The sequence below is a fragment of the Rhodopseudomonas palustris genome, from assembly GCF_003591005.1.
GTDB classification, from domain to species: domain Bacteria; phylum Pseudomonadota; class Alphaproteobacteria; order Rhizobiales; family Xanthobacteraceae; genus Rhodopseudomonas; species Rhodopseudomonas palustris_K.
In genome coordinates this window covers 188,413-207,630 of the sequence record NZ_QYYD01000007.1, presented here as the reverse complement: position 1 = coordinate 207,630, position 19,218 = coordinate 188,413, and the positions used below count along the sequence as shown (strand labels likewise).

At 66.9% G+C, this 19,218-nt stretch carries 16 protein-coding genes and 1 tRNA gene; 6 read left to right on the top strand and 11 right to left on the bottom strand.

Translation table 11 applies throughout. The features are described from left to right. Positions 1–204 precede the first annotated feature (204 nt). On the bottom strand, positions 205–1,704 hold the full coding sequence (locus D4Q52_RS09155; RefSeq protein WP_119856225.1) for a M48 family metalloprotease: 1,500 nt from the start codon (positions 1,702–1,704) through the stop codon (positions 205–207). A 20-nt stretch (positions 1,705–1,724) separates the two neighbouring features. After that, on the bottom strand, positions 1,725–2,507 hold the full coding sequence (locus tag D4Q52_RS09150; protein WP_119856224.1) for a thermonuclease family protein: 783 nt from the start codon (positions 2,505–2,507) through the stop codon (positions 1,725–1,727). A gap of 167 nt (positions 2,508–2,674) precedes the next feature. Between D4Q52_RS09150 and D4Q52_RS09145 the strand changes: the two genes are divergently transcribed. From D4Q52_RS09145 to D4Q52_RS09135, 3 genes are all read left to right on the top strand, one after another. Next, positions 2,675–3,883, top strand: a complete 1,209-nt coding sequence (locus tag D4Q52_RS09145) for an ABC transporter substrate-binding protein (protein ID WP_234831127.1) — start codon at positions 2,675–2,677, stop codon at positions 3,881–3,883. 165 nt (positions 3,884–4,048) lie between these two features. After that, complete coding sequence (locus D4Q52_RS09140; RefSeq protein WP_119856223.1) at positions 4,049–4,837, top strand: enoyl-CoA hydratase; 789 nt, start codon at positions 4,049–4,051, stop codon at positions 4,835–4,837. Positions 4,838–4,839: 2 nt separating this feature from the next. Further along, complete coding sequence (locus tag D4Q52_RS09135) at positions 4,840–5,604, top strand: VOC family protein (RefSeq protein ID WP_119856222.1); 765 nt, start codon at positions 4,840–4,842, stop codon at positions 5,602–5,604. A 171-nt stretch (positions 5,605–5,775) separates the two neighbouring features. Here D4Q52_RS09135 and D4Q52_RS09130 read toward each other — a convergent pair whose 3' ends face one another. The 3 genes from D4Q52_RS09130 to D4Q52_RS09120 are packed head-to-tail and all read right to left on the bottom strand — an operon-like array spanning position 5,776 to position 8,868. Continuing rightward, positions 5,776–6,582, bottom strand: coding sequence for an enoyl-CoA hydratase/isomerase family protein (locus tag D4Q52_RS09130; RefSeq protein WP_119856221.1), 807 nt, complete (start codon positions 6,580–6,582; stop codon positions 5,776–5,778). Positions 6,583–6,617: 35 nt separating this feature from the next. After that, positions 6,618–7,778, bottom strand: coding sequence for an acyl-CoA dehydrogenase family protein (locus tag D4Q52_RS09125; protein WP_119856220.1), 1,161 nt, complete (start codon positions 7,776–7,778; stop codon positions 6,618–6,620). Positions 7,779–7,803: 25 nt separating this feature from the next. Beyond that, positions 7,804–8,868: an acyl-CoA dehydrogenase family protein gene (locus tag D4Q52_RS09120; protein ID WP_119856249.1), complete on the bottom strand. Its 1,065-nt coding sequence runs from the start codon at positions 8,866–8,868 to the stop codon at positions 7,804–7,806. 243 nt (positions 8,869–9,111) lie between these two features. Between D4Q52_RS09120 and D4Q52_RS09115 the strand changes: the two genes are divergently transcribed. Further along, on the top strand, positions 9,112–9,921 hold the full coding sequence (locus D4Q52_RS09115) for an SDR family NAD(P)-dependent oxidoreductase (protein WP_119856219.1): 810 nt from the start codon (positions 9,112–9,114) through the stop codon (positions 9,919–9,921). Positions 9,922–10,030: 109 nt separating this feature from the next. Here D4Q52_RS09115 and D4Q52_RS09110 read toward each other — a convergent pair whose 3' ends face one another. Both D4Q52_RS09110 and D4Q52_RS09105 read right to left on the bottom strand, forming a co-directional pair. Next, on the bottom strand, positions 10,031–10,291 hold the full coding sequence (locus tag D4Q52_RS09110; protein ID WP_119856218.1) for a GlsB/YeaQ/YmgE family stress response membrane protein: 261 nt from the start codon (positions 10,289–10,291) through the stop codon (positions 10,031–10,033). A 110-nt stretch (positions 10,292–10,401) separates the two neighbouring features. Next, positions 10,402–10,986, bottom strand: coding sequence for a YidB family protein (locus D4Q52_RS09105; protein WP_119856248.1), 585 nt, complete (start codon positions 10,984–10,986; stop codon positions 10,402–10,404). A 513-nt stretch (positions 10,987–11,499) separates the two neighbouring features. On the opposite strand from D4Q52_RS09105, the gene D4Q52_RS09100 reads away from it, so the two are divergent. Next, positions 11,500–11,576: transfer RNA gene (locus D4Q52_RS09100), tRNA-Arg, on the top strand. A 213-nt stretch (positions 11,577–11,789) separates the two neighbouring features. Here D4Q52_RS09100 and D4Q52_RS09095 read toward each other — a convergent pair. From D4Q52_RS09095 to D4Q52_RS09085, 3 genes are all read right to left on the bottom strand, one after another. After that, positions 11,790–12,788, bottom strand: a complete 999-nt coding sequence (locus D4Q52_RS09095; protein ID WP_119856217.1) for an NADP-dependent oxidoreductase — start codon at positions 12,786–12,788, stop codon at positions 11,790–11,792. Positions 12,789–12,873: 85 nt separating this feature from the next. Next, the gene (locus D4Q52_RS09090) at positions 12,874–14,190 is read right to left on the bottom strand and encodes a bifunctional folylpolyglutamate synthase/dihydrofolate synthase (RefSeq protein ID WP_119856216.1); all 1,317 of its coding nucleotides are present in this window, start codon (positions 14,188–14,190) and stop codon (positions 12,874–12,876) included. Further along, entirely contained in the window at positions 14,191–15,174 is a 984-nt protein-coding gene (locus tag D4Q52_RS09085) for an ATP-grasp domain-containing protein (RefSeq protein ID WP_119856247.1), read from the bottom strand. It lies immediately after the preceding gene. Between the two features lie 181 nt (positions 15,175–15,355). Between D4Q52_RS09085 and D4Q52_RS09080 the strand changes: the two genes are divergently transcribed. After that, positions 15,356–16,987, top strand: a complete 1,632-nt coding sequence (locus D4Q52_RS09080) for an FMN-binding glutamate synthase family protein (RefSeq protein WP_119856215.1) — start codon at positions 15,356–15,358, stop codon at positions 16,985–16,987. 129 nt (positions 16,988–17,116) lie between these two features. Here D4Q52_RS09080 and D4Q52_RS09075 read toward each other — a convergent pair whose 3' ends face one another. Beyond that, complete coding sequence (locus D4Q52_RS09075; RefSeq protein ID WP_119856214.1) at positions 17,117–19,171, bottom strand: carbohydrate porin; 2,055 nt, start codon at positions 19,169–19,171, stop codon at positions 17,117–17,119. Between the last annotated feature and the right edge of the window lie 47 nt (positions 19,172–19,218).

Sequence of the window (19,218 nt, the reverse complement as noted above, 5' to 3'; positions counted from 1 at the left end):
CAGCGGATAAACTCTTCGCCACCCCACCCCGCTCGCTGCGCGAGCGACCCTCCCCCTCCAGGGGAGGGTGGTCCTCGCGGCGTCCGCGTGCTCTCCTAAGCGATAGCTCGCTGCGCGGGGAGAAGAGGCAGGCCGCGCCCGCGGCGGATTCACCGGCTCGCAGAAGACCCGGCCGAAGCTATCAAAGCAAAATCGGACCGCGCCTCAATCCACCACGATCTTCACCAGATCGCGCGGCTTCACGGTGCCGTTCGCTTCGAGGCCGTTGAGGACGCGGAAGCGTTCGAGCGGGCGGTCGACGCCGGCCATGCGGTGCGACAGCGACTCGACGGTATCGCCGGGCTGCACGGTGATCACCTTGATGCGCAGCGGCCGCGCCGCCTGGATCTCATCCAGCGTCAGCCGGCGAAACGAATTGACGGTGTCACGCGCATTGCGCTCGCTTTCGGCGGAACGCTGCCGGGTCGCGAAGATGAAGCGGTAGACGTCGCTGCCGAACCGCAGCGCATAGACCTTGAACTGCCACTGATCGCCGCGCGCCACCACCGAGGCGGCCGGGAAGCCGTTGATACTCAGCTCCTCGGTCGAGCTCTTGTCGACGTTTTCCATCCAGCCGGAATTCAGGTAGTCGCCAAGCGACTGTTCGGCCGGCACTCGCACCACGTCGAACCGCATCGCCTGGCTGCCGCCTTCGCGGACGCCGATCACCGCCTGCGCGGTGTTGTCGAGCGTGTAGCTCTCGGGCGCCTGGAAGGTGAAGCCGAGCTTGGGATGGAGAAAACGGCGGCCGCGCACGAAACCTTCGCTCGGGTCCTCGCCGTAGACGATGTTGTCAATGGCGTTGAGATAGGTCTCGCGGTCGCGCTCGCCCTTGGCGGTCTGCTCCGCCGACGCATACTGGCGGGCATTGGCTTGCGCATTGCGCACCCGTTCCGGCGTCGCAGGATGCGAGGCCAAGAAGTCCTGCGACCGGGTATCGCCGCTGCGGCCGGCTTTCAGCGCGGCGCTGCGCTCCATCGCGGTGAGGAAGCGCGCGGCGCCGAACGGATCGAACTGCGCGCGCGCCGAGATGCCGACGCCGATGCCGTCGGCCTCGAGCTCCTGCTGACGCGAGAAGCTCGCCATCGACAGCTTGGTCTTGGCCAGCGCCAGCGCGGTGAGTTCGGGATCGTTGCCCATGTCGGTGACGACGCGCGTCACCAAGGCGGCCTGCCGCGCCTGGTCCTCGCGGATCGCCGCGTGCTTGGCCAGGACATGCGCCATCTCGTGCGACAGCACCGACGACAATTCCGATGTATCGCTGGCCAGCGCCACCAGCCCGCGGGTGACGTAGAGCTGCCCGGTCGGCAGCGCGAAGGCATTGATCGCGCCGGAATTGAGAATCGTCACCTTGTAGGTGAGGTCGGGCCGGTCGGACGCGGCCACCAGCCGGTCCACGGTGGAAGTGATCAGCGCCTCCAGCCGGGGATCGTCGTAGGCGCCCCCATAGGTGGCGAGGATGCGCTCATGCTCGCGTTCGGCAGCCGGAGATTGTGCCGGCGGCCGCGCCGGCTTCGGCGCCGCGGCGGGTGTGCTGGAAGGGATCGAGGCGGTCTCGAACCGGCGGAAATCGCCGCAGCCGGACAGCACCAGCGCGCCGAACAGCGGCAGCACCAGCCAGCGGCGGCTTGTCCCAATGTTGCGCCGTCCCTCGGATCCGCTCACGTATGGCTCTTTCGCGGGCGCTAGCGCGCGCCCGGTACCTCGATCTGTCCCACCTCGCGAATCCCGATCTGCGGGCCGGTGCGCCGCTCGATCCAGCCGCGGACTCGGATTCGCTTGTGGTCCAAGGACTTGGGCGAGATGCCCGCGGCCTCGAACGACCCCAATATGCGCTTTGAAATAGTCACCGCAAAGTCCCGAGTCCAGCGCCGGCCGAAGTTCAGGAAGATCATGCTGCCGGCCTCGCGCACCGACAAAACCCTGCCATCCACGACCGTAAAGCGGCCGGCGCGAGCCAGCAGTGCCTCGCCGTCCCCGGCTTGCAGCAGCACGCCGGGCTCCGCCCACAGCCCGAGCCTGGCGTCGCGGGCCGCCGTTTCGGCAGCCAGCAGCTCGGCCCGGCATTCCGCCGACCCGATACCCAGGCCGACCGCCGCATGGCCTTCGCGGAGCAGAGCTTCCTGCACCGACATCGTTTCACCCTCCACGACCAGATAAGCAGGCTGCCGGCCGTAGCGGTCGGGCGAATCGTCGATGCCGTGCAGCGTCACGCGCCGGCCGCGTAGCGCCGACACGGCGGCGATCGTGGCCGCGTTGTGCGCCGGCTCGGTCTCCAGGCCCGCGAGCCGAATTTCGCGCCCGTCATCGAGCCGCAGGCTGCGCGGATCGTCGACCGTCGCCACGATGCCGTTACCCTGCACGGGCAGATCTGCGCAGCCGGCGTGCATGCAGCTGCAGCTCATGAGCAGCACGAGCGCGGTCAGCGCCGCGCTTTGTTTGCGTGCTGATCGGATCGGTGTCGCCATCGACTGAGCTCTCACAGCTTGCTCGCTTACTAATCGCTTCCGCTGCACGCAAGCGCATTCCATCCGCCGGAAATCCTGGTCGCTTGCTGCTGCGGGACCGATACGGCATGATCGCACCTCGATCAGAAGCGCCGCGGCTGAAGTCGGCGCCGGTCAGGGAGGACGCTGTGAAATTGTTTCGGACAACCCTTGTTGCCTGTCTGTCGCTGGGCGCTGTATCGCTGGCACAAGCGCAGTCGCAGCCGCCGCTGAAGCTCGGCGCGATTCTCGACATGTCCGGTCTGTACGCCGACATCACCGGCACCGGCAGCGAGACCGCCGCCAAGATGGCGGCGGAGGATTTCGGCGGCAGCGTGCTCGGCCGCAAGATCGAGATCATCGCGGCCGACCACCAGAACAAGGCCGACATCGCCGCCACCATCGCACGCGACATGATCGACAATCAGGGCGTCGAAGCGATCATCGACGTCGCCGCCTCGGCGACCGCACTCGCCGCCGGCGAGATCGCCAAGGCGCGTGGCAAGATCATCATGTACTCCGGTCCCGGTTCGGTCCGGCTGACCAACGAGGCCTGCGGCCCCTACACGATGCACTACGCTTACGACACCTACGCGCTCGCCAATGTCAGCGGCCTCGCCACCGTCAAGCAGGGGCTCGACAGCTGGTTCTTCCTGTCGGCCGACTACGCGTTCGGCCAGGATCTCGAACGCGACGCCACCAATGTGGTCAAGGCGTCGGGCGGCAAGGTGCTGGGCGGCGTCAAGCATCCGATCAACACCTCGGACTTCTCGTCCTTCCTGCTGCAGGCGCAGAGCTCGAACGCCAAGGTGATCGGGCTCGCCAATGCGGGCGGCGACACCATCAACGCCATCAAGCAGGCAGCCGAATTCGGCATCACCCGCAAGGGCGGTCAGAAGATCCTGCCGCTGCTCGCCTTCATCAGCGACATTGACAGCATCGGGCTGGAGACCGCGCAGGGCCTGCTGCTGGCCGATGCGTTCTACTGGGATCTCAACGACGACACCCGCGCCTTCTCCAAGCGTTTCATGGAGCGCACCAAGCGGATGCCGACCTCGGCGCAGGCGGGTCTGTACTCGGAAACGACGCACTATCTCAACGCCGTGAAGGCCGCCGGCACCACCGATGCGGCCGCCGTGATGGCCAAGATGAAGGAGATGCCGGTCAACGACTTCTTCGCCAAGAACGGCAAGGTCCGCGCCGATGGCCGGATGGTGCACGACATGTATCTGTTCGAGGTCAAGAAGCCGGCCGAGTCCAAGGAGCGCTGGGACTACTACAAGCTGATCGCCACTGTCCCGGCCGACCAGGCGTTCCAGCCGCTCGAACAGTCGCGCTGCCCGCTGGTGAAGAAGTAATCGCAACCGTCATTGCGAGCGTAGCGAAGCAATCCAGCCCCGTGCACTGAGCCCTGGATTGCTTCGCGGAGCCTGTCATCGGGCGGCGCTTCACGCCGACCCCGTGGCTCGCAATGGCGAAACTGAGGTACCCGGCCGCCAACCGGCCCAACAACAAGGACCACCATGACTGACATCGTCCTGCAGCATCTCGATCGCGGCCTTCTCACCATCACGATGAATCGCCCCGAGCGGCGCAATGCGCTCAATCAGGACATGATCCGCGGCCTGGTCGAGGCGGCGCATCGCGCCAAGGACGATCCTGAGGTGCGTGCCGTGCTGCTGAAGGGCGCAGGCGGCACGTTCTGCGTCGGCGGCGACGTCAAGTCGATGGCGGCCGCCGGTGCGCCGCCGCCGCTCGAACAGAAGGTCGCCAATTTGCGCCGCGGCATGGAAGTGTCGCGCCTGCTGCATCAGCTGCCGAAGCCGGTGGTGGCGCAAATCGACGGCGCGGCGGCCGGCGCCGGGCTGTCGATGGCGCTGTCCTGCGATCTGCGCGTCGCGGGTGCGTCGGCCAAGATCACCACCGCGTTCGCCAAGGTCGGCCTGTCGGGCGATTTTGGCGGCACCTATTTCCTGACCCATCTGATCGGCGCCGCGAAAGCACGCGAGCTGTATCTGACCTCGCCGGTGCTGACCGCGCAGGAGGCGCAATCGCTCGGCATCGTCACCAAGGTGGTGCCCGACGCCGAGGTCGAACAGGCCGCGCACGAGCTGGCGCTGTCGCTGGCGCAGGGTCCGACCGTGACGCTCGGCTACATCAAGACCAACATCAACAACGCCGAGAGCCTGTCGCTCGAAGCCTGCTTTGACGCCGAGGCGCTGCATCACTCGCGCTGCGCCGAGACCGCCGACCACAAGGAAGCCGCCGCCGCCTTCGTCGAGAAGCGCAAGCCGTCGTTCCAGGGCCGCTGACGATGGCGCCGTTTCTCCGCCTGCGCCAGATCTGCCTGGTCACCGAGCCGCTCGAGCCTGCCGCGTCGCAGCTCGCCGCGATCCTGGGGCTGAACATCTGCTATCGCGATCCGCATGTCGGCAAATACGGCCTCGAGAACGTGCTGCTGCCGGTGGGCACCACGCTCCTCGAAATTGTTGCGCCGACCCAGCCCGGCACCGCGGCCGGACGCTTCCTGGAGAAGACCCAGGGCCGCGGCGGCTACATGGCGATCTTCTGCTGCGACGATCCCGACGCCCGCGGCCGCCACGCCGCCAGCCTCGGCGTGCGCACCGCCAACGTCATCGACCACGCGCCCTATCATGGCGTGCAACTCCACCCCCGCGACTGCCGCGCCGCCTTCATCGAGCTGAATCATACCGAAGGCAGCAACAACATCCGCGGCCCTTATCCGCCCGCCGGCCCCGATTGGGACAAGGCGATCCGCACCGATACGACGCAGGCTCTGACCGCGGTCGAGATGCAAAGCCCCGACCCGGCGGACCTCGCGACGCATTGGGGACGGATTCTCGAACTACCCGTGAGCGAGAGCGATGACGGTGTTGCGGAGCTGAAGCTGCCGAACGCAACCTTCCGCTTCGTGCCGGGCGCCAGCGAAGCGATGACGGCGCTGACGTTCAAGGTGGCGGACGTGGCCAAGGTGCGCGAGGCCGCGAAGGCGCAGGGTGTTACTCTCAAACCCGACGGCTTCACGCTCGCCGGCGTCACGTTCAAGCTCACGAACTAACCCCGAGTCATTCCGGGGCGCTCCGCGAAGCGGAGCGAACCCGGAATCTCGCAGTTGTTGAAACGTAGGAGTCGCAGAACGCTTCGGGATTCCGGGCTCGCGCTACGCGCGCCCCGGAATGACCGCCTGGGGTAGATGGTGACTCGGGGCTGACGAATCGTTGCTACACCGTCACCGCCCCTGGAAGTTCGCGGCCCGCCGTTCTTCCGTCGCCTTGACGCCTTCCTTGAAGTCCTCGGTGGCGCGCAGTCTCGTCTGCTCGGCGAGTTCGTGCTCGGTGGCTTCCATCACCCGCTCGGCGAGGCCGGCGCGCATCGTGGCGCGCGTGGAGAGCAGGCCGAGCGGCGAGCATTCGGCGATCTCGCGGGCGAGTCTCAGCGCGGCGCTGCGGACTTCATTGAGCGGTACCAGCTCGTTGGCGAGCCCCATCTTCACCGCGTCTTCGCCGGTGATGCGGCGCGAGGTGTAGAACATCAGCTCGGCGTTGTTCTGGCCGATCAGCTCCGGAAGCGTCACCGTCAGGCCGAAGCCGGGATGGAAACCGAGCTTGGTGAAATTCGCCGAGAACCGCGCCTCGGGGCAGGTGATGCGGAAATCCGCCGACACCGCGAGGCCGAGGCCGCCGCCGATCGCGGCGCCGTGCACCGCGGCGATGATCGGCTTCTTGGCGCGGAAGATCCGCACGGCTTCGATATAGAGATGCCCGATCTGGCCAAGGCTGTCGGCCGGGTCACCCTGTGCCGCCTTGGCTTCGATTTCCTGCCGCTTCGGATCGCCGAAATTGGCGCCGGCGCAGAACGCCTTGCCCTGCGCGGCCAGCACGGTGGCGCGAATCTCCGGATTGGCGTCGATCTCGTCGAGCGCGTTGGCGATCTGCTGGATCAGAGAGATGTCGAAGAAATTCAGCGGCGGACGCCGGATTTCGATCAAGGCGACGTGGCCGGTGGTCTCGACCGCGATATCGGTGAAGCTGGTCATCTGGTGATCCCTATTGTTCGAGAGGCGCGCCGTGCTCAGCGCAGGCCGAGGCCGCGCGCGATGATGCCGCGAAGCACCTCGGTGGTGCCGCCCTGGATGGTGAGTTTCGGCGCCAGCCGGGTGGCGAACGCGGTGAGTTCGTCCAGCGTGGCGTGGTTGGAATTCTCCGCATCGACGAAGGCGGAGAGTTCGCGAACGCGGTGCGGCAGCTGCTGCTCCCAGATCGTCCCGATGTCCTTGACGATCGAGGCTTCGACTACCGGCTCCTTGCCGGCCTGCAGCATGCCGGCAACCGACACCGACATCCGCCGCATGGTGTGGAGCTGGGCCACCAGCCGGCCGATGCCCTCGGCACCGCGCGTGTCCGGCTCCGGCCCGAGCGCGCGGACCAGCTCGGTCAGCACGTAGTAGGTCTCGAGAAAACGCTCCGGCCCGGAACGCTCGTAGGCGAGTTCGGACGTCGCCTGTTTCCAGGCGCCGTCGATCTCGCCGAGCACGTGATCGTCCGGCACGAAGGCGTCGGTGAACGCCACCTCGTTGAATTCGTGCTGGCCGGTGATCTGCGCGATTGGGTTCACCTTGATGCCCGGCGACTTCATGTCGACCAGGAACTGCGTCAGGCCGTGGCGGCGGTTTTCCTTGGTAGGCGGCGAGGTGCGGAAGATCGCGATCATGTAGTCGGCGATATGCGCCGAGGTGGTCCAGATCTTCGAGCCGTTGATCAGATAGCCGCCGTCGGTCTTGGTCGCCTTGGTCTTGGCGGCGAACAGGTCCGAGCCGGAATTCGGCTCGCTCATGCCGATCGCGAAGCACAATTCGCCGCGGCAGATCCGCGGCAGGATGTCCATCTTGATGTGCTCGGGCGCGTATTTCAGCAGCACCGGGCCGCTCTGCCGGTCGGCGACGAAGAACCGCCGCGTCGGCGCGTTGGCGACGCGCATCTCTTCGGTGACGACGTAGCGCTCGAGAAAAGTGCGCTCGTGGCCGCCATACTGCTTCGGCCAGGTCATGCCGAGCCAGCCGCGCTCGCCGACGCGGCGTGAGAATTCCGGCGCATCGGAATCCTCGCGCTGCGGCTTGTGCGGGTCGAAGGTGCCGGCGGCGATTTCCTCGGCGAGAAACGCGCGGACTTCTTTGCGCAGCACTTCGCAAACCGGCGGCAGGCGGATCGGATCGAAACGGAGGGCGGCTGTCATCGCAAGATCTCGTTCGTTGATGCGGTCAGCGCGAAGCGACCAGCGGCCACAGATCGTCGGCGCCGCGCCCCGCCACCATGCGGCCGAGCTCGACCGCCCAATGGCTCTCGTTGCCGAAATCGTCGCGCCAGGCCAGCGCGCGCAGCGAGTAGCGGTGCAGGATGTGTTCGGACGTAAAGCCGATCGCGCCAAACACCTGATGGGCGATCGCCGCGCCCTTTTCGGCCGCTTCGGCACAGCGGATCTTGGCGGCGGCGGCTTCGAGAAACACAGCATCGTCGAACGCGGCGGCGTTGCTGATCGCATCCGCCGCGGAGGTGGCGGCTGCCAGCGCCGCGGAGGTCTCGCCGGCGAGCTTGGCGAGATTGTGCTGCACCGCCTGGAACTTGCTGATTTTCTTCTCGAACGCGACGCGCTCGTTGGCGTAACCAACGCTGAGCTCGAGCAGCGTTTCCAGCGTGCCGGCAATTTGCAGGCTGCGAACCACCGAGCCCATCAGTAGTAGGTTGGTGGCCTCAAAACCCTGCGGCGCCGCCGCGAGCTGCAGCGGCTTGACCTTATCGAAACTGACGACATCGGACGCATCGTTGCCGAGGCCCAGGCCCTTGTCGATCCGGCAGTCCGACGCCGCGACCAGCGCGATCGACGCGCCATGCGCGCCCTGCGCCAATATTGCAATGTGCTGCGCGTCTTGGGCGAACGGCACGCCGCGGGCGCGGCCGGTCAGCGTACCGTCGGCGGCGAGCGTGATGCGATCTTTCGGATGCGCCGGCGCGACCGTCATGGCGCCGTCGGGCGAAGTGATGCTGCCCTGGGTCAGCAGCCAGCCGGCCAGCATCGTTTCTGCGAGCGGCACCGCGAGGCCGACGCGACCGGCGGCGTTGAGGACACCGAATCCTTCGGCCAGGCTGGCGCCGGATCCGCCGAACTCGTCCGATACCCAGGACAGCGGCAGTCCGGATTCGCTCAGCGCCCGCCACAGCGGCGCTTTCCAGTTTCCGGTCTTATCGCCGTTGATGGTCTGCGCATCGGCGAGGTCGGCGAAGATCTTCTCCGCGGTCTCGACGACGATGTTGTCGGTCTCCGTCACGGCGTTCCCCATGTCGCGCACTCTCATCGCAGCCCGCGCGCGCGGGCAGGGGAGCTGCAGCCTTGTTGTTGCGCAGCATGATGCGGAAAACCATCGGCGCTGACAAGCGGTGGTCCGCGCGCAGCCGCCTGCGGCACCGGCATGGAGTTATTCCGCACGGTGGACGGTGGCGGCTTGCCGCGCGCTTCGCAGCCGATATGGTGGCGCACGCGCAGCGGGCGCGAACGGACAAACGGAGCGAAGATGGCGAAGGGTGCACTGAATGTGATCGTGACGGGATCGGCGTCGGGCCTCGGCGCGGCGACGGCCAGGATCCTGGCTCGGGACGGCGCCCGGCTGCTGATCAACTACGCGTCGAGCGAAAAGGATGCGCACGCCGTCGCCGAGGAATGCCGCAAGCTCGGCGCTACTGAGGTGGTGGTGTCGCAGGGCGACGTCTCCAAGGATGAGGACTGCCGCAAGATCGTCGCCGCGGTGGCGCATTGGGGCGGGCTCGACGCGCTGATCAACAACGCCGGCACCACCAAGCACGTTGCGCATCATCTGCTCGATGAATTGTCCGCCGAGGATTTTCAGCGGCTCTACGCCATCAACACCATCGGACCGTATCAGATGGTCCGTGCGGCGCGCGATCTGCTCGAAGCCGGCGCCGCCGCATCGGGCCGGGCCAGCGCGGTGGTCAACGTCTCGTCGGTGGCGGGTATCAGCGGCGTCGGCTCGTCGATCGCTTACGCGGCCAGCAAGGGCGCGCTCAACGTGATGACCATGTCGCTGGCGCGCGCGCTGGCGCCGGCGATCCGCGTCAACGCGATCTGCCCGGGCTACATCGACACGCCGTGGTTTACCAAAGGCCGCGGCGCCGAAGCCGCCAAGCAGGTGCGCGACGCCGTCACCGCGCTGGTGCCGCTGCAGATCGCGTCGTCACCGGAAGATATCGCCGAGCTGGTGTGCTTCCTCGCCACGCCGCGGTCGAGCAGCATGACCGGCGAACTGGTCCGCATGGACGCCGGCATGCATCTCGGTGAGTTCAAGGCGGTGACGCGTAAGCAGTAACCGCACGCGTCGTCATTGCGAGGAGGCGTAGCCGACGAAGCAATCCAGCTCAGTGCACGGAGCTCTGGATTGCTTCGCTTGCGCTCGCAATGACGGGTGGCTGGCGATGCTACATGGTTCGGCGGGCGGCGAAGCGGTGCCAGATGAAGAGGACCAACACGGCGCCGATCGTCGCGGTGATGAAGCCGGCGCCCTGGTTAGGGCCATAGTGGCCGATCGCCTGGCCGATCGCGGTGGCGACGAACGCGCCGACGATGCCGAGCACCGTGGTCAGCAGAAACCCCTGCGGGTTGTTCGGGCCCGGCGCCAGCAGCCGGGCGATGATGCCGGCCACGAAGCCGACCAAAATGATCCACAATATGCCGCCCATCGCCCGTTTTCCTTCAGCTAACGTTGATCATCGGCCGCATCGATTGCGGGCCACCCCGCTCAATGAGCAGGGGCGGCCAAAGGTTCCGTCTCGGCTGAGCGTGGACCGGTTCAGATCCAGCGCGAGGCTTCGTCCTCGTTCGGCAGCCGGCCCTCCGGGGTCATCTGGTCGACGAACTGCGGCAGCTGCTGGCTGAGGCCGTCGAGCAATTCTTCGCGCGACATCCCGGTCTGGTGCTGCAGCATTTCGAGCTGATCGGCGCCGAGCGCATTGGCGAGATCGTTCGGCCCGATCGCCTGGTTCTCGCCGCGTCCGACCCAGGAATTGGCGGCGTCGCCGAGGCCGCTGGTCTGGAATTGCCGCAGCAGATCGCCGAGCCCGCCCGACAGGATGCTGCCCGCCGCGCCGCCCGCGAGCAGGCCGCCGAGACCGCCCTTGAGCATGTCACTCAGCCCGCCACCCGGCATGCCGGCATTGATCGTGTTCGGCGGCGGAGAATTCGGCACCGAGGTCGGCCGCGCATTGCCGGCCGGCACCTGTTGCTGATTGTCGGCGGTGACGTGCTTGTAGGCCTTCCAGGCCAGCAGCGCCAGAATCGCCATGGTGAACTTGGACATGCCGCCACTGTTGTCGTTCGGATCAGCCGGGCCACGTGGGCCGTTCTGCATGCCATTGAGAATGTCGAGCAAACCCATCATCGCCTCCCTGGGATCCTGAGCGATCCATCCTAGCGGCCGCGCATGAACCGGCGGCAACAAGCCGAACGCAAAGTTCGCCGCTTCGTTCACGCCCGTCGGCAAATCGCGGCGGCCAAAAGCTAGGAGCGGCCGATGGCCGGAACAAGGCGTCGGCCGGCGGTGGACTACGCGGTTGGATGACGCGGCTGCGACCGCTGCGCGAGCTGTCCCCTCAGCCTGTCTCATTCGCGACAGCGGACGTGACGAGCGTAACGGAGCAGCAGCGGTAGTCCGCACACATCGCCCCACTCCTAACCGTCCCCCTCCGCGAACGCGGAGGGCCCAGTATTCCAGAGCGCCGTTGGATGGTCACAGGAGCTATGGAATACTGGGTCGCCCAGTCAAGCCGGGCGATGACCGTGGTGGTGCGGCGCGACGCGGCAAGACCTCACCGCCCATTCCGGGGGGTGGCGATTGGGCGGCCCCTCTGCTATGTGGATTCCACACGCCCGCGGCACGCCGCGGCCGGCCGGTCCCGTAGCTCAGCCGGATAGAGCGGCGGTTTCCTAAACCGTAGGTCGGATGTTCGAGTCATCCCGGGATCGCCACGCGCCTTGCTCGCCAGCTTATTTGCCTAGCCAAACCGACGCTAAAAGCACGTGACTCCGTCATGCCCGGACTTGTTCCGGGCATCCACGCCTTTCAGCCTCTCGACGGCGTTAAGGCGTGGATGGCCGGGACGAGCCCGGCCATGACGCGCTGAGAGTTCTATGTAAGCCTCGATACTTGTTGGCGCGCCAGCGCGTGCGCACCACCTCGGCTCACACCTTCACCATCCGCTTGCCCCGGTTCTCGCCGGCGAGCAGGCCGATCAGGGCGGCCGGCGTATTCTCCAGACCGTCGATGACGTCTTCCTGGACCTTGAGCTTGCCGCTGGCGACCCAGCCCTGCAGCTCGGCGACGGCTTCGTCGCGGCGATCCATGTAGTCCATCACGATAAATCCCTGCATGATTAGCCGCTTCACCACGATCAGGCCGGGGATGCCGCGCGGGCCGGTGGCCGACGGGGTACGGTCGTATTGCGAGACGGCCCCGCAGCAGGCGATGCGGCCCTTGAGGTTCATCTGCGCCAGACAGGCTTCGAGGATATCGCCGCCGACATTGTCGAAATACACGTCGATGCCGCCGGGCGCCGCCGCGCGCAGCGCCTTGAACAGCGCGCCGTCCTTGTAGTCGACCGCGGCATCGAAGCCGAGCTCATTCACCAGCCAGTCGCACTTCTGCTTGCCGCCGGCGATGCCGATCACGCGGCAGCCTTTGATCTTCGCGATCTGCCCGACGATCGAACCGACCGAGCCGGCCGCGGCCGACACCACCACTGTCTCGCCCGCCTTCGGCTTGCCGATATCGAGCAGACCGAAGTGAGCGGTGAGGCCGGCGATGCCATAGACGCTGAGCAGATGCGTCAGCGGCTCGACCTTCGGCAGTTTGGTGAGATGCTTCGCCGGCAGCGCCGCGTATTCCTGCCAGCCCGTATCGGCGAACACGATGTCGCCGGGCGCGAGCCCGGGAGCCTTCGAACTCACCACTTCGGCGATGCCGCCACCCGGCATCACCGCGTCGGTCTCGACCGCCGCCCGATAGGTCGCGCCCTGCATCCAGGCGCGATTGGCGGCGTCGAGCGAAATGTAGCGCACCTTGACCAGCGCCTCGCCGTCCTTCGGCTCCGGCATCGCGCCCTCCGCCATGCGAAAATGCTCCGCGCCGAGCTTCTCCTTCGGCTTCTCGATCAGCAGCACCTGGCGGTTGACGGCGGTCATCGGTCTCTCCCTGAATGCAACTCGTGTTGTTGGCGGCGGACGCTAATCGTCGCTGCCGCCCGGCGCAATGTTCAAATGGCGGCGATCAGAAGAAGCGTAGATCCTCGGCGCGGCCGCCGCGCAGCACGGCGGCGAATTCGATCGCCAGGAAGAGCCCGCCCGCCACGTAGATTTTGGCGCTGAGCCGCTGCGCCAACGCGCGCGCGTCGCGCACCGCGTCGGCGATGGTCGGCGCTACATGGATATCGGCGCGCGGATTGGTCGCGCGCGCCGCTTCGGCGATGACGTCGGCCGGCGCGCCCTTGTGATGCGCCGAACTGCACACGATGGTCTCGAATTGCGGCGCCAATGCACCCACGATCTCGGCCGCAGCCTTGTCGCGCGACGCGCCAAGCACCAAAAGCCAGCCGGTGGCGCCGTGCGCTGCGTACAGCCCGGCGAGCGCCTGCCGGATGCCGTCCGGCGTGTGGCCGACGTCGATCACAGTCAGCGGGTCATTGCTGATCATCTCCAGCCGGCCAGGCCAACGCGCGTCGCTTAGCCCGCTGCGGATCGCCGTCTCAGCGCGCGAAGCATCAGCGTCTGGCTGTGTGCGCTTCAGCCACAGCGACAGCAGTGCGGCGGCAATCGCCGCGTTGTTGAGCTGGAATGCTCCGAGCAGCGATGTCTCCAGCCCGACGTAGTTGCGCTCGCCGATCTGCAGATCGAAGCGCTGCCGCGCGCCGACGATCGTCGCGCCGGTGATGCCGATCGCCTCACCGACATACAGCGCCTCGACGTTGCGGCTGCGGTTGTATTCGGCCAAGTGATCGCGCAGCGGCCGGCAGTTCTCGCCATACACGATGCTGCCGCCCGCCGCGCAGGCATCGCTCTTGTCGGACGCGATCAGCTCCAGCGAACTGCCGAGCAGCGCGGTGTGTTCGAGATCGACCGAGGCGACACAGCTGACCTGCGCGCCGAGCAGCCGCACCGGATCGTAGCGGCCGCCGATGCCGGCTTCGAACACGGCGAGGTCGCAGGCGCTCTCCTGAAAGTACACGCAGGCCAGCGCGAACTGCGCCTCGAACGCGCCGAACTCTTCTCCGCGTTCGCGCGCGACCTCGGCGAGCGCATCGGCGACGCGCGTCAGCAACGGATTCAGCACCTCCTCGCCGATCGGTTCGCCATCGAGGCGGAACCGCTCGTTGAAGCGATAGAGATGCGGCGAGGTGAACAGCCCGGTGCGCAGCCCGTAGGCGCGGCCGATGCTGGCCGTGAAGGCGGCGGTCGAGCCCTTGCCGTTGGAGCCGCACACCGCGATCGAGATGCGCTGCAGCCGCTCGCGATCGACGCCGAGCTTGGCGAGCAATGCCCCGAGCCGTGCCAGGCACAGGCCTTCGCCGTATTTTGGCAGGTCGAACATCTACAGCAATCCCATGGACGTGAAGGTGTGGCGCCAGATCGCCAGAATCAGATCGGCGCGGCCGCAGCTTTCAAGAAAGCGGATCGCCGGATTGGCGTTGACTTCGATCACCCGCACCGCCGTCGCATCGTCCGGATCGACGAACAGATCGACCGCGCCGAGCCGCAGCCCGATTGCCTTCACGGCGGTCTTGCTCGCGGCGACCGCGGCTTCGCCCGCATCGGCCATGCTCATCACGCCGCCGGCGCTGAGATTCATCCGACCGGCGATATCACAATGCTCGCCAAGCGCCGGCACGCGATCGAACGCAGCATCGGCGGTCACTGTGACCGACAGCCCCCGCTCGCGTAGCGCGCGGTCATGCTCGGACACGAGTTCGCGCAGCGTGCGCACGCCGTCCCCGGTCACATAAGGCGGCAGCTTTCGCGCGCTGTACAGAACCTCGCCGTCGATCACGAACAGCCGATACTCCTCGCCCGCGGCGACCGGCTGAATCAGCACCGAATCGTAGTAGCGCGCGACCTCATCGAGATACGAGCCGAGCTCCCCGCCGTCGATGACCCGCGCGAAATCGCCGCGCGATCCGGTGAGCGGCTTGACGAAGGCACGGCCGCCGAGGCTCGCCAGATAGTTCGCCGCGTCGCTGCGTTCGTGGCCCGCGGGACGCAGTCCGCGATGGCGGTCGTGGAGAAAGAAGTAACGCCCACCCAGCGTCGCCACGCCGGCGCGTTGCAGCAGCGCATTGGCGAGCGCCTTGTCGGTCGCGAGGGTCGCCGCGGTGGCGTGGTTCTGCGGGTAATACGAACAGCGCCCGCCGCCAAAGCACAGTTCGCCGCGCACCGAAGCCACGCCGAACAGTAATCCGCTGCCGCCGTCCAGATCCCGAAAGGTCAGGCCGAGCTGTGCGCACGCATAGGCGGCGTAGATCGCCTGATCGGGATAATATCCCGGCTTGCCGGCGCGAAGATCCTGAAGGTTGGGCATGCGGCTCCGGTCCATCGTGCGGTTCCGGACGACGTCGAGCCGCAACCTAGCGGATCAACGAGGCGTGATCCAGCGAACCGCTGCCGTTATGGAGTCGCGATCGGCGTGCTAGAACGGCCGCGCTCCGCAGCGGCGGACGCCAACCTGCCGGCGCAGCCACGCTCCGGCCTGCGGAGTCTTCATGGACACTATCCTGCTGCCGTTCTCGCCGCGTTTCATCGCCCTGACGATCTGCACCGTGCTGGCCGCGCTGTTCGCAGCGGTTGCGATCACCGATACGGACAGCGAGTTGTTCGGCCTGGTGGTGACGCTGGCGCTGCTGTTCGCTGCGCTGATGCTGCTCGGGCTGTGGGACCTGGTGCAGAAGAACCACGCTGTGCTGCGCAACTATCCGATCTCGGCGCATCTGCGCTTTCTGCTCGAGGAGATCCGCCCCGAGATGCGGCAGTATTTCTTCGAGAGCGAGAAGGACGGCAAGCCGTTCAGCCGCGACACGCGGGCGCTGATCTATCAGCGCGCCAAGATGGTGCTCGACAAGCGGCCGTTCGGCACCCAGCGCGACGTCTACGACAGCGGCTACGAATGGATGCATCACTCGGTGGCGCCGCGCCCGCATGCCGAGCAGCAGTTCCGCATCACCATCGGCGGCCCGGACTGTACCAGGCCGTATTCGGCCTCGGTGTTCAACATCTCGGCGATGAGCTTTGGCGCGCTCAGTCCCAACGCCATTCGGGCGCTCAATGCGGGCGCCAGGAAGGGCGGCTTCGCGCACGACACCGGCGAGGGCGGCGTCAGCCCGTATCATCGCGAGAACGGCGGCGACCTGATCTGGGAGATCGGATCCGGTTACTTCGGCTGCCGCACCCGCGACGGCCAGTTCGATCCCGAGCTGTTCGCACGCGTCGCCGGTGACGATCAGATCAAGATGGTCGAGCTGAAGATCAGCCAGGGCGCCAAGCCCGGCCATGGCGGCGTGCTGCCGGCCGCCAAAGTGTCGGAGGAGATCTCGAAGATCCGCGGCGTCGCGATGGACGAGGACTGCATTTCGCCGCCCTACCACAAGGCGTTCTCGACCCCGATCGAGATGATGCGCTTCATTGCCGAGATGCGGCGGCTGTCCGGCGGCAAGCCGACTGGCTTCAAGCTGTGCATCGGCCATCCGTGGGAGTTTCTGGCGATCTGCAAGGCGATGCTGGCGACCGGCATCACCCCGGACTTCATCGTGGTCGACGGCAAGGAGGGCGGTACCGGCGCGGCGCCGCTCGAGTTCATGGACCATCTCGGCATGCCGATGCGCGACGGCATCAATTTCGTCCACAATGCGCTGATCGGCGCCGGCCTGCGCGGCAAGATCAAGCTCGGCACCGCCGGCAAGATTGCCACCGCGTTCGACATGGCGCGGGCGATGGCGCTCGGCGCCGACTGGTGCAATTCGGGCCGCGGCTTCATGTTCGCGCTCGGCTGCATCCAGTCGCTGAGCTGTCATACCGACCGCTGCCCGACCGGCGTCACCACCCAGGAGCCGAACCGTTATCGGGCGCTGGTGGTGCCCGACAAGACCGAGCGGGTCTACAACTATCACCGCGCCACGCTGCACGCCCTGACCGAACTGATCGCCGCCGCCGGTCTCGACCACCCGCAGGACGTCCGCCCGTATCACTTCTCGCAGCGCGCCTCGCCGTCGGAGGTGGTGTCGTTCGCCGAGCTCTACCCGACGCTGCGCGACGGCGAGCTGCTGCACGGCACCGACGATGCGCGCTTCAAGCGGGCGTGGGCGATGGCGCGCGCGGAAAGCTTTGCGCCGGTGGCGTAGTTTTCGTCATTGCGAGCACCCGGATCGGCGCTTCGCGCCGTCCGAGCACAGGCTTCGCGAAGCAATCCAGAACCTCAGTGCACGGCGCTGGATTGCTTCGTCGCTGCGCTCCTCGCAATGACGGAGGCCTCAGAATTCCCCGTGCAACCGTCCGGAGAACACCGAGACCGGGCCGCGGTCGGCGTTGAAGGCGGGGTTGACGATGTATTGGTAGTCGGCCGTTGCGGTCCAGGCAGCCGTGATGGCGTAGGCATAGTAGGTTTCCAGCACGCGCTCGCGCCGATAGGTCAGCGCGCCGTCGCCGATCAGCGGGCCGAGGCCGCCCGCGGCGATGAAGTCGCGGTGATCGCGCGACAGCCCGTTACTGGCCCCCGCGATGCCGATGACGTCGTCGGGCCGGCCCCAGCGTGCGCCGCGAATCGAGACGCCGCCGGAGACGCTGTCGTCGATATCGGTGAACGCCATGATCTCGTTCTTGCCGTTGTTCCAGCTCCAGCGCCCGAACAGGCCGAGATCGGCGGTGACGGCCTGTTCCAGATTGAACGCGCAGCCATATTTGATGCGGCCCTTCCGGGTCTGGCTGATGTCGACGCCGAACTGCGGATTGCCCAGCGTCTCGCGATAGCTGCCGGCGAACACGCTGTTGATGAAGCCGAGCGTGCGCAGCTTGCCGGGCTGGCCGAACAGCGTGTAGCGCGTCTCCAGTTCGGCGACGTATTCGCCGCGACGCAGCACCCGCATGTCGAAATTGTTCGAGTTCGATTCGGCGTCCATCAGGAAGTAGCCGGCGCGGAGCGCCCATTGCTTCTGGTTCAGTTCGGCGGTGGCGCCGTAGCTCAGCCCGAGCTTGTCGGCGGAGTAGTCGAACGCGCCGGACGCCCAGATCGACCAGTTCATGAAATCGCGACGCGGGTCGTGGGCGTAGCTGTTGCCGTCGAACACGTCGAGCACCGAGAACCGGCCGACCTGCAAGGTCAGCCGCGAGATGTCGGCCTTGCCGGACAGCTGCGAGGCGGAGGAGCCGAACTGCTCCTGCTCGCCGCCGAGCCCGAAAGTTTGGCGCAAATAGAATCGGGATGGGCTGAAATGCGGATAGGCGAACCCGGACTTCTGCCCCTCGCCATTGGGAAAGCCGGCGACGCCGACGGTGTCGCTCAGCCCATAGCCCTGCAGGAATTCCGGGTTGAGATACAGCTCGCCGCCGTCCCACAGCCGAACATTGGCGAACAGGCTGCTGCTCCAGGTCGACTTGAACTGGCTGTTGGGTGCGAGGCTGTTGGCGCCGCTATACGGCGCGCGGAACGACGGATAGCCTTGGCCAACCACGGTGGTCTGGCCGTGAACTTCCCAGCGGTCGGATTCCGGATCGGCCACGGCGGCGAACGGCACCGTGTCGCGGCCGCCGAGCCAATCGAGCCGCCGGTTGAGGCCGACGCGGATGGTTTGCAGGCTCAGCGCCGTCTCGTAACGGCCGCCACCCGGCAGCGCCACCGAGGCGTGCTGATAGTCGCTGTAGAGATATTCGATCCGCGCGCTCCAATGCGGCGTAAAGCCGTATTCGAGGCCGGCGCCCGCCACCCAGCCGACCCGGCCGTTGAGCGTCTTGTCGGATTCCGGATCGGTCAGATAGCGCTCGTGCGCATAGGCAAGGCCGCCGGTGACGTAAGGCAGCCACCGGCCGACCGCGATGCCGAGGCGGGCCCGCACGCTGCCGTAGAAATCGAGATGCTGCAACTGCGATGGCGTGCCGCTGAATTCCGACAGCACGGCATTGGCCGGCAGATAGCTCGGAAACGAGATGTCGGCCTCCAGGCCCAGCAGCACGCCGGAGCGTGTCAGCCAGTTGTATCCCGCCTGCGCGCCGGCGGTGACGCCGCCGGATCCGTTCGACGCCTGGGCGGTGAAAGCAGGATCCAGCAGGGTGGCGTCGGAATGGCCGCGCAAGTATCCGGCATGGGCGCCGACATAGAATCCGCTCCAGTCATAGGCCGGCGCCGGCAGCGCCTTGAGCGCGAGCAGATCCGCCGCCGCGGCCGTCTGCGGCAGCACCAGGGCGCCGAGCGCGGCGCCAGCGAGCCAGCTTCTGACGAGACCACGCGACGGCAGCGACGAAGCGCTGCGTGCGGTCAGAGTGGCGGGAGGCAGCACGCGGGCTGCTGATACAAGGCGCTGGCGAAAGTTCATCAAATGACCCGACTGGTAGAATACTACGTGCGACGAGCTGTCGCTTC

What these genes read in the sequence shown, in the direction of transcription:
- D4Q52_RS09075 (WP_119856214.1), bottom strand. Translation starts at nt 19,171, where the DNA reads ATGAACTTTCGCCAGCGCCTTGTATCAGCAGCCCGCGTGCTGCCTCCC.
- D4Q52_RS09090 (WP_119856216.1), bottom strand. Translation starts at nt 14,190, where the DNA reads ATGTTCGACCTGCCAAAATACGGCGAAGGCCTGTGCCTGGCACGGCTC.
- D4Q52_RS09085 (WP_119856247.1), bottom strand. Translation starts at nt 15,174, where the DNA reads ATGCCCAACCTTCAGGATCTTCGCGCCGGCAAGCCGGGATATTATCCC.
- D4Q52_RS09140 (WP_119856223.1), top strand. Translation starts at nt 4,049, where the DNA reads ATGACTGACATCGTCCTGCAGCATCTCGATCGCGGCCTTCTCACCATC.
- D4Q52_RS09125 (WP_119856220.1), bottom strand. Translation starts at nt 7,778, where the DNA reads ATGACAGCCGCCCTCCGTTTCGATCCGATCCGCCTGCCGCCGGTTTGC.
- D4Q52_RS09150 (WP_119856224.1), bottom strand. Translation starts at nt 2,507, where the DNA reads ATGGCGACACCGATCCGATCAGCACGCAAACAAAGCGCGGCGCTGACC.
- D4Q52_RS09095 (WP_119856217.1), bottom strand. Translation starts at nt 12,788, where the DNA reads ATGACCGCCGTCAACCGCCAGGTGCTGCTGATCGAGAAGCCGAAGGAG.
- D4Q52_RS09135 (WP_119856222.1), top strand. Translation starts at nt 4,840, where the DNA reads ATGGCGCCGTTTCTCCGCCTGCGCCAGATCTGCCTGGTCACCGAGCCG.
- D4Q52_RS09105 (WP_119856248.1), bottom strand. Translation starts at nt 10,986, where the DNA reads ATGGGTTTGCTCGACATTCTCAATGGCATGCAGAACGGCCCACGTGGC.
- D4Q52_RS09080 (WP_119856215.1), top strand. Translation starts at nt 15,356, where the DNA reads ATGGACACTATCCTGCTGCCGTTCTCGCCGCGTTTCATCGCCCTGACG.
- D4Q52_RS09110 (WP_119856218.1), bottom strand. Translation starts at nt 10,291, where the DNA reads ATGGGCGGCATATTGTGGATCATTTTGGTCGGCTTCGTGGCCGGCATC.
- D4Q52_RS09115 (WP_119856219.1), top strand. Translation starts at nt 9,112, where the DNA reads ATGGCGAAGGGTGCACTGAATGTGATCGTGACGGGATCGGCGTCGGGC.
- D4Q52_RS09130 (WP_119856221.1), bottom strand. Translation starts at nt 6,582, where the DNA reads ATGACCAGCTTCACCGATATCGCGGTCGAGACCACCGGCCACGTCGCC.